This is a genomic window from Mycolicibacter kumamotonensis, assembly GCF_002086285.1.
GTDB lineage: Bacteria > Actinomycetota > Actinomycetes > Mycobacteriales > Mycobacteriaceae > Mycobacterium > Mycobacterium kumamotonense.
Genome location: NZ_MVHU01000043.1, coordinates 17531 through 30189 on the forward strand (window position 1 = coordinate 17531; position 12659 = coordinate 30189).

The following is a 12659-nucleotide window of genomic DNA, read 5'->3' on the forward strand; positions in this document are numbered from 1 at the left end:
ACGCCACATCAGTCACAGGATTATGGGTGACTCACGACCGGAAAATCCAGGGATTTCCCTGTATCCGCCATGCCTTTGCGAGCCCTAATGTCGACGCGACCGGGTACCGAATCGGGAGGACGGAGAACCAGCGACATGAGGGCGACACGCATTTCGTGCCTGGCCGCACTGGCGGCGGGTGCGTCACTCGGCCTGGCCGGCCCGGCGAACGCCGAACTGGCTGACGGCACCTACACGATGACCATTTCCGAATCCAACCAGTTCCAGGTGGGCCAGACGCAGACGTGGCATGTCGGCAGCTGCGGTCCGGACCAACCACCGGGGCAGGCGCACGGATTCATCACCACCGTCGAAAACACTTCCCTCAGCGGCACATTCACCTTTGACGACGGCGCCTACTACAAGTACCAGCTGAAGAAGAACTGACCCGGGCGCCGACCCGTCGGGCCCGCTATTCGGAGCGGCCCGCCCCGGCGCTCTCGGCGCGATCCTGCTGTGCGGCATCGAGCAGTTCCCGCGCGTGCGCCCGGGCGGTGTCGGTCTCGCCGAGACCGGCCAGCATGCGAGCCAACTCGGCCACCCGCCCGTCGTCGTCGAGGCGTCGCACACCGCTGGCCCCGCCACGTCCGGCGTCGACGACGAGGTGCGCGTCGGCGTAGGCAGCGACCTGGGGCAGGTGCGTCACCACGATGACCTGGTGGGTGCGCGCCAAACGGGCCAGCCGCCGCCCGATCTGCACCGCCGCGCGGCCACCCACGCCGGCATCGACCTCATCGAAGACCATCGTGGTACCGGCCGAGTTCCGCGCCGCCGCGGACGACGACGACGTCGCCAGCACCACCTCCAGCGCCAGCATCACCCGGGACAGCTCGCCCCCCGAGGCGCTCTTGGCCAGCGGCAGCACCGTCATCCCCCGGTGCGCGGCCAGCCCGAACTCGACATCGTCGATGCCGTCGGCGCCGGCATGAACCGTCTGCCCCGACGGCAACCGCAGAGCGGCCGGGTCGTCGTCGGTGGCCGGGCTGTGGCTGACCCCGATGGTGAATTCGGCGTCGGCCATCGCCAGCCCGGACAGCTCCGCGCTGACCGCTTTGGCCAGCCCGCGGGCGGATTTGTCGCGCGCAGCGCTGAGATCGGTGGCGGTCTTGACCACCTGCTCGGCGAGCTCGTCGACGCGGCGGGCCAGCCCGGCAAGCGCTTCTTCGGAGACGTCGAGTTCCGCCAGCCGGTCCCGGGATTGGGCCGCCCAGGCCAGCACCCCGTCGATGTCGGCGGCGTATTTGCGGGTCAGCGACCGCAGTTCGGCCTGTCGGGCCAGTTTGGCGTTCAGGGCGTCGGCACCGGTGGGCAATTCATCGAGGTAGCCGCTCAGTTCGCGGGTCACGTCGCCGACCACCGTGAGCGCCTCGCCGAGCTGTTCACCCAATGCCTGCAGGGCGGTGTCGTCGGTGGCGGTCAACGCCGCCTTCGCCTGCGCAAGCCGGTCGGTGGCCGACGTCGGGCCGCCGGTGGCCTCGTCCGCCGCGTCGTCCGAGCCGCCAGCCAGCGCCGCGCGCGCCCCGGACGCCGCGGCGCGCAGTGCGTCCAGTTCGGAGAGCCGGCGGATCTCGTTCGCCAGCGCGTCGTCCTCCCCCGGCTGCGGGTCGACGGCATCGATCTCCCGCAAGGCGAAGGTGAGCCGGTCGGCCTCTTGGGCCAGTTCCCGGGCGCGGTTGCGGCGGTCGACCAATTCACGTCGCGCCGACAGCCAGGCCTCCCGCGCGCTGCGGTAGCGCTCGAGGCGGGCGCCGACCGCGGCGAAGCGGTCCAGTGCGCCGCGCTGTTCGTCCGGGCGCATCAACCGCAGCTGGTCGTTCTGACCGTGCAGGGTCAGCAGCCCGCCGGTGAAGCCGCTCAGCGACTTGGCGGGGACCCCGCGACCGCCGAGGTAGGCCCTCGACGGCCCGTCGGCGCTGACCGAACGGGCCGCGATCACGCTGCCGTCCTCGTCGCGTTCGGCGCCGGAGGCCTCCAGGATCTCGTCGATCTGCGCGGCCGCCGCCTGCGCCAGGTCGGCGGTGCAGAACCGGCCCTCCACCACCGCGCGGGCCGCGCCGGAGCGCACCCGGGTGGCATCCGCGCGGGCGCCGCCGAGCAGGTGCAGTCCGGTGACGACCATCGTCTTGCCGGTGCCGGTCTCCCCCGTCAGCACCGTCAGGCCTCGGTCGAATTCGGCGGTCGCCGCGTGGATCGCGCCCAGCGACTCGATGCGGATCTCAGTGAGCAACGGCGGGCACCGTCGTCATTGTCCGCGCCAACCGGTCACCGGCAACCGGAACTTGCGCACCAGCCGGTCGGTGAACGGGGACCGGCCCAGCCGCGCCCATTTGACCGGGGTGACGCCGCGTTGCACCTCGAGCCGGCCGCCGGCCGGGACCAGCATCTTGCGGCGGCCGTCGCAGAACACCAACGCATTGTGGCCGTCGCTTTCGACTTCGATCGCGATCGTCGAATTCGGACTGGTCACCATCGGCCGGGCGAACAGAGCATGGGCGTTATTGGGCACCACTAGGATCGCGTCCAAGTCGGGCCAGAGCACCGGCCCACCCGCGGAGAACGCGTACGCGGTGGATCCGGTCGGTGTCGACACCAGCACCCCGTCGCAGCCGAACGTGGACACCGGCCTGCCGTCCACCTCGACCACCACGCCCAGCACGCCCAGCCGCGGGCCCTTCTCCATGCTGGCTTCGTTGAGCGCCCAGCCGCTGTCGATGATCTCTCCGTTGGCGCGCACCATCACATCCAGCGTCATCCGGTCCTCCACCCGGTAGTCGCGGGCGATGATGTGGTCGAGCACCCGGTCGATGTGGTCGGCTTCGGCCTCGGCCAGGAAGCCGATCCTGCCGAGATTGACCCCCAGCACCGGGATGTCGGCGCTGCGGGCCAGTTCGGCGGCCCGCAGGAAGGTGCCGTCTCCGCCGAGAACGAGCACCAGTTCGCAGCCCTCGGCGGCCCGGTTGTCGGGGTCCACCACGTCGATCTGGACGCCGAGTTCGCGCATGTCGTCCGGCGCCAGGTGCAGCGAGCCCTTGTCGACGGCTTCGGCGGTCAGCACCCGCAGCGTGATGTCGTGGTCGCCCAGCACCTTTTCCACGCGGCGGGCGGTGTCGGTGGCCTCTTCACGCCCGGTGTGCACCACCAGCAAAACGGTGCGCTCTCGGCTGCCGATAGTCACTGGGGTCCCCTCGCGACGGCATTGTGTACGGCTGCATCCAACGCCTCACCGGTCAGCGGTGCGGCGGCGGCACGCAGATGCAGAAAGTATTCGACGTTGCCCGACGGCCCCGGCAGCGGACTGGCGGTCACCGCGACGGTGCCCCACCCCAGGTCCGCCGCGCGGTGCGCCACCGAGCGCACCGCGTCGGCGCGCAGGCCCGGGTCGGACACGACACCGCCGGAGCCCACCTGTTCGCGTCCCACCTCGAACTGCGGCTTCACCATCGGAACGATATCGGCGTCGGGTGACGCGCAGCCAGTCAGCGCGGGCAGCACGGTGGCCAGCGAGATGAACGACAGGTCGGCGACGATCAGCTCGGCGGGGCCACCGATGGCGTCGGGGGTAAGCCCGCGCACATTGGTGCGCTCGACGACGACGACGCGCGGGTCGGTGCGCAGCGACCAGGCCAACTGGCCGTAGCCGACGTCGACGGCGACCACCCGGGCCGCGCCGCGGTCGAGCAGCACCTCGGTGAACCCACCGGTCGAGGCGCCCGCGTCCAGGCACTGCCGGTCGGCGACGGTGATCCCGAAGGTGTCCAGCGCGCCGATCAGCTTGTGCGCCCCGCGCGACACCCAATTGCGTTCGCCGTCGTCCAGGACGGCCAGGGCGGCGGTGAGTGTCACGGCGGTGGCGGGCTTGACGGCGGGGATGCCGTCGATGGTGACCTTGCCGGCGCCGATCAATTCCGCGGCCTGCTGGCGGGATCGGGCCAGTCCGCGCCGGACCAGCTCGGCGTCAACGCGAGCGCGCCGCGACATCTGCCCTCAGCCCTTCTCCACCGATTCCAGTGCCCGCACCAAGACCTCGTGGGCCTCTTCGAGCCGCTGCGCCAGGGCGTTCAGATCACTGTGGGCCGGCAGGTCGGCCAGCTCGGCTTCCCCGGGCAGCTCGGCCAGCAACGCCGCGATGCGCTGCCGGACATCATCAATGTCGTTGTTCATGGCTGCCACCAACGCTAGTCGATGCCCGTTCTGGTCCCCTAGGGCCACGGGCCGAGCAGGGACCAGTGTTGCAGAGCCTGCCCGGCGGTGTCGTCGGCGGATTCGACGGTGAACGGGCGCCCGGCCAGGTCGGCTTCGGCTACCGCGTCGGCCAGCGCCCGCACGATCGACAGGCCGTCACCGCCGTCGTCGTCGGGCTGCACCGTCGCGACGGTGATCGTCGTGCCGTCGACGCTGGTCCGCCACTGCGGCTGCGGGCCGATCGCCAGCCGGTCGGCGTCGAGCTGCAGTGCCCGCAGATCGTGGCCGATGTAGGTCGGTCGCTGCTCCGCTGTCGCGCCGACGGCGTCGCGTGCCGAGTTGACACCGGTGAGCACCATCAGGCTCGGCAGGGCGGCGGCGTTGGCGGCGGCGATGTCGGTGTCGAGCCGGTCGCCGACGACCAACGGCGCGTAGAACTCGCCGCGGGTCAGTGCCTCGGTGAGCAATGCCGGGCCGGGCTTGCCGGCCACCTGTGGTTCGGCGTCGGTCGCGGCCCGCAGCGCGGCCACCATCGATCCGTTGCCGGGCAGCAGCCCGCGCTCGGAGGGCAACGTCTTGTCGACGTTGGTCGTCATCCACATCGCTCCGGCCCGGATCGCCAGGGCCGCCTCGGCCAGCTCGGCCCAACCGGTCTCGGTGGACAGGCCCTGCACCACCGCGGCCGGTTCGTCGGCCGCCAGCCGCACGGGTTCCAAACCGGCGGCGGCGATTTCGGCAGCCAGCGATTCGGTGCCGATCACCAGCACCCGTGATCCGGCGGGAAGTCGCTCGGCCAGCAGGTGCGCCGCGATCTGGGCGCTGGTGGCCACATCCTCGCCGGTAGCGGTAAAGCCCAGCTGCCGCAGATGCGCTGCGACCTCGTCAGCGCCCCGCGAGGAATTGTTGGTGATGAACACCGCGCGGCTTTGCACCTCAGCCAGGGTTTCGACCGCTCCGGCGGTCGGTTCGCCGCCGCGGAACACCGTGCCGTCGAGATCCAGTAGCAGACAGTCGTATTCGTCGGCTAGCGTCGCAGAGCCGCCCAGTTCGGCGATCCGCTCCTCGACGTCGGTGACTCCCTCGGTGTCGGCCGCGGCGGCCCGCAGGAACCATTCCAGCGCCTCGGCGTCGCGGCCCAGGGCCACCAGGGTCTCGGCGTGGGCGTAGTGCAGCCGGGCCACGGTCGATCCGGTGCGCTCGGGGTCGGTCGGTGCGGCCGACAACACCGTCAGCGCCTGCTCGAGCTGGCCCAGATCGGCGCGGGCGCCGGCGACCACGATCCGGAGTTCATCGGCCTCGTCGCCCTCGAGCTGGGCGGCTTCGGGGGTGGCGGCCAGTTCGATCGCGCGCTGCGGTCGGCCCAGGCCGCGTTCACAGTCGGCGATCAACGGCAGCAGGGCGGATTTGCTGCCCATCCGGCGGGCCGCGCGCAACTCGGCCAGGGCCTGTGTCCAGTCGCCGCAGTGGTAGGCCGCGATCCCGACCGCTTCACGGACCGCGGTGATCCGTGTCGAGCGAGCCCGGGCCGCCCGGGCGTGCCGCAACGCGGCCTGCGGGTCGTCGTCGAGCAGCATTCCGGCGGCCACCAGATGGCAGGCGACACCGTCGGCGGTGGCCCGGCTCAGGGTGCTCAATTCCCGGCGCACCTCCGGCGCCAGCTGCTTGGGCTCGACCCCCGCGGGAAGCGGCGGATCGTCATAGCGCGGGGTGAATTCCTCACCGGATGGCCGGGGCGGCCGCGGGCCACCGTCGTGATCCCTCCGCGGCGAGGTACGCCGATCCCGGTCCGGTCTGGGACCCCCCGGTGTTCGGCGCTGGTCACCGGTGGACGTGCGCCGCTGGTCGCCGCCACCTCGCCTTTGCTGCGGACCGCGTGGGCCACTTCCGGTACCCCCGCGCGACTGACCACGCCCGCCACTTGCTCTGTTGTCGACCACGAAAACCTTTCACCATGAAACCTCGTGTAAGGATACGGGCCGCCGTCATTGCTCCGCCGACTGCACCGAGTCGCCCAAACCACCCCCCGAGCTGCCCATTCTTCGGTGTGCCGCCCTCACGACCGAACCGGATGCGATTAGCGGCGATGCCGGGCCGGTGCGGGCCCTTCGCCCCGGTTTTCCCACCGGGTGACCGCGGACGATGACCAGGGAAATCCCTATATCCCCGAGCGTCCCGGTCCGGTTAGCGTCAGGCCAGTCAGTCCACGGCGTCGAGGCGGGGGTGTCGCCAACGCGAGGTAGATCAGGAGGCACGGCGTGCTCATGCGATTTGCGCCCGTTGTCGGGGCGGTGGCAGGCGCGGTGGTCGGAATGGTCGGCCCCGCCTCGGCGGCACCCTTGAACGGCAGCTACACCGCAACCATGATCGACGGTGGAGGTCGCTACGAACGTGGCAGTACGACTACCTTCACCATGACCCCGTGCGGTCCCGACTGCAGACACCTCGACACCGGCGCTGAGCCACCGAGTGACCTGCATCTGCAGCGCAACGTCTGGAGTGGCCCCTTCAGCGCTTTCGACGCCGGGGGCGCACCCTGCACGGCCACGCTGGACAACGCCTCGCTGGTTTTCACGTCGCATTGCCCGGGCCGGCCCAACCTGGTTATCCGGCTGACCAAAAACCCTTGACCCCCGGGGGCCCGGGATGAAACGCCCCCCGATTTCTCGGGGGGCGTTTCGCTGTGTCGTGTTCGGCAGTTCCGGGATCCGAAAGGCGTTGGCGCGCAGCCGTTACCGCCGCGCCATCGACGCCATGGCGGGTGACGGTGCCGTGGCGCCGGTTCCGGACGACGCGAGCCGGCTGAACAAGAACTCCAGCTGGTCTTCGAGGACCGTCGACAGCCACGGATCAGCGTAGACATCGAAGTGGTCCACCGGATAGTGGCGCAGTTCGGTGGGCGCGGTGGCCTTGGTGGCGGCGCGCGCGGCGGCCGGCGAGGACACCACCGTGTCCAGATCACCCACCTGGATCAGCAGCGGCGCCGTGATCCTTCGGATGCCCAGGACCGGCCGGTTGCGGGCGACATCGAGGGTGCACCGGGCACGAATCTCGTTGCGCCACCACGGGCCGGTCACCGCGAGGAAGTTTTCCAGGGCACCGTCTTTGGCTATCACGGCCGGCGAGTCGGCCGGTCCGATCGCCGGGAGCAGGTACGGACGCCGGCCGAGTCGGTCACGCAGCCCCGCCACCGTCAGCGCCACGAGCTTGCCCACCCCGGCGGACTTGGCGATCATCCCGAGCACCGGGATTCCGTCGACGGCCGGCGTGAGCGACAGCACCGCGGCGATACGCCGGTCATGGGCCGCCACGTTCAGCACATGCCCGCCCGAGTAGGAAGTGCCCCACAACACGATTCGGTCGGGGTCGACGCCGCGCAGGTGGCGGGCGGCGGCGACCGCGGCATGGTAGTCGGCGCGCTGCCCCCGGTAGTCGATGTGCTGGCGCATCTGTCCGTCGGAGGCGCCGAACCCGCGGTAGTCGAAGAGCAACACGTCGAGGCCCGCCGCGGCGAACCCTTCGGCATAGCCCTCCAGTCCGGCGTCCCGGGTGCAACTGAAGCCGTGGGCCATCACCACACAGGGGCGCCCGGCCTCGGTTTGGAACGCCGTGCCCTGCCCGGCATAATGCCAAGCGGCACAGGTGGTTCCCGCGCTGCGGAAAGTCACGTCGTTGCGCCTCATGCGGCACCGCCGGCAACCGTCAGCCGCGGGCGGACGGCACTGCGCGCGAACCGCAGGGTGCCGTCGTCGATCGGGCCCGCGAGCCGTTCGAGGTCGAAGCGGTAGTGGCTCTTGAACATCCACGGACCGTCTTTGACCTGGCGAGGGAAGGCGCCGACGCTGCGCCGCACGTAGTTCGACGTCAGGTCGTCGAGGATCAGCTCCCGCTCGGCGGCGACGTCGGTGAATTGCGGCACGACGGTGTCGAACCCGTGCCGGTCCATGAACTCCAACAGCCGGGCCAGGTAGTCGCTGGCCAGGTCGATCCGCAGGGTCCACGAGTTGTTCGTGTAGCCGAAGCCGAAGAAGAAGTTCGGCAGTCCACTGAGCATCACCGACTTGTAGGTCACCGTGTCGGACCAGTCGACGGACTCACCGTCGACGGAAACCTCGATGCCGCCGAAGGGCAGCAGCTTCAGGCCGGTGGCGGCGACCACGATGTCGGCGGCCAAAAACTGCCCCGAGGCCAGCTCGATCCCGTCGGGGACGAACCGCTCGATCGTGTCGGTGACGATGGTGGCGCGACCGCGCTTGACCGCGCCGTACAGGTCGCCGTCGGGGACGAAGCACATCCGCTGCTCCCACGGCTTGTACGACGGGTTCAGGTGGGTGTCGACGTCGAAGCCGCTGGGCAGAAAGGCCTTGTTGACCCGTCGGATCAGTGACCGCACCAGCCGCGGGCAATGCCGGCTGAGGCTGACGATCGCGCGCAGGCGCTGAATGTTGGCCTGGCGAGTCGCCCGGAACGCCCAGCCGACCGGCATGAAGCGGCGCAGCAGGTTGAAGACCACGTCCTTGGCCGGCAGCGGCAGGATGTAGCTGGGTGAGCGCTGCAACATGGTGACCAATTCGGCCTTCTCGGCCAGCGCCGGCAGCAGGGTCACGGCCGTCGCGCCACTGCCGATCACCACCACGCGCTTGTCCGTGTAGTCGAGGCCCTCGGGCCACTGCTGCGCGTGCACCAGAGTCCCGTCGAAGTGCTCCTCACCCTCCCAGGTCGGTCGGTAGCCGCCCGCGTGGTCGAAGTAGCCCGTGCCCGAGACGATCCAGCGCGCCCGCAGCGTGTCCGGCTGACCGCTGGCGACGTCGCGCAGGGTGACCGTCCACAGCGATTCCGTCGACGACCAGGCCAGCGACTCGACCCGGGTGCCCAGGCGCATCCGGTCGGCAAGACCGAACTCCTCGACCGTCTCGATCAGATAGTCCTTGATCTCCGAACCCGGCGCGATCGCCTTTTCCTTGGTCCACGGCTTGTACTGGTAGCCGTAGGTGATCAGGTCGGAGTCCGAGCGGATGCCGGGATAGCGGAACAGGTGCCAGGTGCCCCCGACCTCCTGGTGGGCGTCCACGATCAGGACCGACCGCTCGGGTATCTGCATCTTCAGCCGGGAGGCGAAACCGAGCCCGGTGAGCCCGGCGCCGACGATGAGGATCTCCACATCGGGCGAGTCCGGGTGATGCGAGGGTGCGCCCGGGTCGAGGGCGGCAACGGTGCGTGAAGTGGTGGTCACGACAACTCCTTCGATGATGTGTGTCCATCGTCACGTGATCCATGGCACGTCAACAAGGGGCGATCCGCACTGACTTAACGCGTTTGGATGTGCAATTGCACATCTCAGGCGTAGCCTCCAGCCATGACGGCGGGCGACGGATCCGAATCGGGGCCCAGACGAGGCGTGCCCGAGGATCTGGTGCGCGAGGTGGCATCCTGGTTCCTCGACCCGGACAGCGGGGCGCTGCCCCGCGTGGAGGAGGCCGCACTGGTCGGCCTCGGAGAGCCGGTCAACACCGATCCGCTGTTGAGCCAGGAAGCACGCGAGTCCACCCGCCTCAATGTCCGGCACTGGGCGGCGACCATCGCCGAAACGCCCCATCAGCCGGTGGCCCCGGCGCTGGCGGGCCCCGTCGTGGGCATCGCCCGCGAGGTGATTCGGCGGGGAGCCGACCGCGCCGTCTTCACCGGCTACCACGTCGCCAAGGACGAGGCCTGGCGGCTGTGGATGCAGCGAACCTTCGAGCTGGACGCAGACCCGGCCGATGTCGCCGCGGCACTGGATCTGGTCTTCCGGTCACTCAGCTCATGGGTCGACGCCACGCTCGACGAGCTGACCGCACTGGTCCAGCGTGAGCGCGAGGACTACCTGTGGCAGTCCCACGCCCAGCGGCTCGCGACCGTCACCCAGCTGCTCGACGAGGACCCCGTCGACCTCGACCTCACCGAGCACCGGCTGGGCTACCGTCTCCGCGGTACTCACCACGTGGCGGCCGTGCTGTGGACCGCGGCCGCCAGGCCCGATCAGGCGGCGCTGATGCACACGGCGACCGAGCTACGCCGCCGCGCCGGGTCGCCCCCGATGGTGGCGGTACCGGCCAGCTCCTCCTCACTGTGGCTCTGGCTGGGTTCTCCCCGACCCCTGGACCCCGTCGTCCTCACCGAGGCGCCGCGCAACGACACCGGCGATGAACCAAACGGAGTGCGGCTGGCGGTGGGTGGCACGGGCGCCAACGTCGACGGATTCCGGCGCAGCCACTTCGAGGCGGTCAGCGCGCAACAACTACTGCTCCGCGCCCACCGGGTACGCGCGGCCGCCTTCGACGACATCGCCCTGGTTCACCTCGCGGCCCAGAACGAGCAGGCTGCCCGTGCCTACCTCGGCCGGGTCCTGGGCCGGCTGTCCACCGCAGACCCGGACCTGCGCCACACCGTGCGGGTTTACCTCCGCGAAGGTCTCAGCGCCGCCCGCGCCGCCCGCGCGCTCTACACGCATCGCAATACGGTGCTCAGTCGGATCAAGCGCGCCGAAAAACTGCTCGCCCCCGAGCGTTTGCCCAACCGCTGGCTTGAGGTGGGGGTGGCCCTGGAGATCGACCATTGGCTGGGCTCGCCGGGCTGAATTTCCCGGGCATTCGGAAATTCCAGCGAGGCCTATAGGAAAAAGGGAAACGCCCCCGATTTTTCGGGGACGTTTCGTTACGTGTGTTCGGCGGTGTCCTACTTTTCCACCCGGTGGCCGGCACCGAGTTTCAGCGCCGGGCGTGTTCCGCCCAACACGAACGCGATGCCGTCCCTGGGTGACGTGCCGTTGCCGGTGAGCGAAGATGCCGACGCCCGCCACCCGGCGAGCAGTGACACCACCGGAGCGCCGGCGAAGACGCTGGCAGTTGCGACACTGGCGACGAGCGGTAAGCAAAAGTCAGCATGCACCCAGTTTTCTGGAGATTTCCTACGTTTAACCTGGGTGCTACAGCTCATGGCGGGGGCGGCTCAACAGCGACGAACTCCGGCGGCCAGCATCTGCGAGCGCCGGCCGGCTGAAGAATCCACTGCTGGCACCAGCGAGTGGTATCGGCGCTCAACGCGGCCGCGGCCGCCCACCGAACTCCCACTCCGAAAGAGCCGACGACCCTTGCTTTCCCTCGGCCTCTATCTCTGCTAGCCGCCGGACGAATAAGCCGCGTGCCAGACATCTGCCTTCAAGCGCACGAAACACAGCTAGGCTGACCCGTTAAAACTACCAGGATCGTTGGGCTACTGAGAGGTCAAAGCCAAATGCCTGCAATCCAATCCCGATGGATCACACTACGAACCGTAGCCCTCGTCGTATCGCTAGTCTGCACGGCTTCTTGCAGCACGACGAATCGGCCGATCGAACACAATGCCATCAACAGCCCGCAGTCAGTGGTTGTGACCCATGCCGGAGACCTCCCCCCGGAACCGGGCCCCATCCGCGGAATCGTCATTGTGGACACGGCTGATGGTGGAGATTGCCGTGTTTGGTCGCTCGACCCAGAATCGGGAAAACTGGTGAAATATGCGCAATTCAGCAGCGCCATACTGGGCGACTCCTGCCCTGTAGAAAACCGCTCAGCCTTCCCAACCACCTTCGATCGTGTGACGCTCGATATCACAAAACCTGACCACGCAGGATGGTTGGATTCCCGTGGGCAGGTCACACATGTCGGCCCCAAGTCACAAAACCCAGACTTCGGTACGCAATCATATGTGCTGGGGATAGGATTCGACCGCCACGACAACTACTATTATAAGATTTCCTACAGTGACCGGCCTACAGACTATTTCCGTGTCCCGGCTGGCTCGACCGGTGTTGGTACCAAAATCGCGACCGACACCAAGCGGGGCGACCCACCCCACTTTGCCTACACCGCAACCGGAGAAGTGACGCTCGACGGTGGCGAAGACCACGACCCGTGTGCGGAGTATTTCTTCGACCCTGTCTTCGACCCCCGGGGCCACGTCTTTTACAGCTCGGACGACGGCGTCATATATAAGTCATCATCGGATTGCTCGGTAGATAGGGCCGAACCTATCAGCCCAAGGGCAGCCGGTTACGCAAAGCTTTCTCCCTTGGCGGTCAGCCCGGACGGAAGCACTTTGGTCTTCGTTAGGGACAACCTAGATTTCTTCAAAATAAGCACCTCTGGAACAGGGACGCCAACACGCCTGAATGTAACCCCGGCACCGACGTTGACAAATAGTCCCTCGTTGAACCTTTACCTTTGGGAGGTCCACGCGTGGAAATAGCAAACTTGCCAAAACATCAAATTGAATATATTGTCCGCCAGCCGCGAAGAGACGCCGCATAAATGCCTGTGCCCCCCAAATTTCTTGGGGGGCACAGGGCTTTATGTTGTGTTCGGCGGTGTCCTACTTTTCCACCCGGTGGGGCAGTATCATCGGCGCTGACAGGCTTAGCTTCC

The 12659-nt window shown here is 68.5% G+C and carries 12 protein-coding genes and 1 pseudogene; 4 read left to right on the plus strand and 9 right to left on the minus strand.

Annotation, left to right across the window (positions count from 1 at the left end):
* The first annotated feature begins 135 nt into the window (after positions 1-135).
* Entirely contained in the window at positions 136-426 is a 291-nt protein-coding gene (locus tag BST28_RS20425; RefSeq protein WP_019738904.1) for a hypothetical protein, read from the plus strand.
* 25 nt (positions 427-451) lie between these two features.
* Here the strand turns inward: BST28_RS20425 and recN are convergent, their stop codons facing one another.
* The 6 genes and pseudogenes from recN to BST28_RS24940 form a co-directional block, all read right to left on the minus strand.
* Entirely contained in the window at positions 452-2266 is a 1815-nt protein-coding gene (gene recN / locus BST28_RS20430) for a DNA repair protein RecN (RefSeq protein WP_065289324.1), read from the minus strand.
* Between the two features lie 15 nt (positions 2267-2281).
* Positions 2282-3208, minus strand: coding sequence for an NAD kinase (locus BST28_RS20435; protein WP_080575570.1), 927 nt, complete (start codon positions 3206-3208; stop codon positions 2282-2284).
* A gap of 2 nt (positions 3209-3210) precedes the next feature.
* Positions 3211-4017 (minus strand): TlyA family RNA methyltransferase, encoded by an 807-nt coding sequence (locus BST28_RS20440; RefSeq protein WP_019734666.1) that lies wholly within the window; start codon positions 4015-4017, stop codon positions 3211-3213.
* Between the two features lie 6 nt (positions 4018-4023).
* On the minus strand, positions 4024-4200 hold the full coding sequence (locus tag BST28_RS24230; RefSeq protein ID WP_019734667.1) for a hypothetical protein: 177 nt from the start codon (positions 4198-4200) through the stop codon (positions 4024-4026).
* Between the two features lie 38 nt (positions 4201-4238).
* Entirely contained in the window at positions 4239-5276 is a 1038-nt protein-coding gene (locus tag BST28_RS24935) for an HAD-IIA family hydrolase (protein ID WP_272937545.1), read from the minus strand.
* Positions 5265-6158 (minus strand): annotated as a pseudogene (locus BST28_RS24940) (tetratricopeptide repeat protein); the annotation flags it as partial. The pseudogene BST28_RS24940 and the gene BST28_RS24935, both read right to left, overlap by 12 nt.
* A gap of 324 nt (positions 6159-6482) precedes the next feature.
* Between BST28_RS24940 and BST28_RS20450 the strand changes: the two are divergent.
* Positions 6483-6848, plus strand: coding sequence for a hypothetical protein (locus tag BST28_RS20450; RefSeq protein ID WP_065289955.1), 366 nt, complete (start codon positions 6483-6485; stop codon positions 6846-6848).
* Positions 6849-6950: 102 nt separating this feature from the next.
* Here the strand turns inward: BST28_RS20450 and BST28_RS20455 are convergent, their stop codons facing one another.
* Both BST28_RS20455 and BST28_RS20460 read right to left on the minus strand, forming a co-directional pair.
* On the minus strand, positions 6951-7886 hold the full coding sequence (locus BST28_RS20455) for an alpha/beta hydrolase (RefSeq protein ID WP_337339097.1): 936 nt from the start codon (positions 7884-7886) through the stop codon (positions 6951-6953).
* An 11-nt stretch (positions 7887-7897) separates the two neighbouring features.
* Positions 7898-9451 carry a flavin-containing monooxygenase gene (locus BST28_RS20460; RefSeq protein WP_083082655.1) on the minus strand — a complete coding sequence of 518 codons (1554 nt, stop codon included), beginning with the start codon at positions 9449-9451 and terminating at the stop codon, positions 7898-7900.
* 123 nt (positions 9452-9574) lie between these two features.
* On the opposite strand from BST28_RS20460, the gene BST28_RS20465 reads away from it, so the two are divergent.
* Positions 9575-10834: a PucR family transcriptional regulator gene (locus tag BST28_RS20465; RefSeq protein ID WP_083082658.1), complete on the plus strand. Its 1260-nt coding sequence runs from the start codon at positions 9575-9577 to the stop codon at positions 10832-10834.
* Between the two features lie 98 nt (positions 10835-10932).
* On the opposite strand, the gene BST28_RS24440 is transcribed toward BST28_RS20465, so the two are convergent.
* The gene (locus BST28_RS24440) at positions 10933-11145 is read right to left on the minus strand and encodes a hypothetical protein (protein ID WP_133054343.1); all 213 of its coding nucleotides are present in this window, start codon (positions 11143-11145) and stop codon (positions 10933-10935) included.
* A gap of 687 nt (positions 11146-11832) precedes the next feature.
* On the opposite strand from BST28_RS24440, the gene BST28_RS23825 reads away from it, so the two are divergent.
* Positions 11833-12483 (plus strand): hypothetical protein, encoded by a 651-nt coding sequence (locus BST28_RS23825; protein WP_133054344.1) that lies wholly within the window; start codon positions 11833-11835, stop codon positions 12481-12483.
* Positions 12484-12659 lie beyond the last annotated feature (176 nt).

Bases quoted from the DNA above. Each gene is read 5' to 3' on its own strand.
- BST28_RS20465 (WP_083082658.1), top strand. From the start codon at position 9,575: ATGACGGCGGGCGACGGATCCGAATCGGGGCCCAGACGAGGCGTGCCC.
- BST28_RS20425 (WP_019738904.1), top strand. From the start codon at position 136: ATGAGGGCGACACGCATTTCGTGCCTGGCCGCACTGGCGGCGGGTGCG.
- BST28_RS24230 (WP_019734667.1), bottom strand. From the start codon at position 4,200: ATGAACAACGACATTGATGATGTCCGGCAGCGCATCGCGGCGTTGCTG.
- BST28_RS20450 (WP_065289955.1), top strand. From the start codon at position 6,483: ATGCGATTTGCGCCCGTTGTCGGGGCGGTGGCAGGCGCGGTGGTCGGA.
- BST28_RS20440 (WP_019734666.1), bottom strand. From the start codon at position 4,017: ATGTCGCGGCGCGCTCGCGTTGACGCCGAGCTGGTCCGGCGCGGACTG.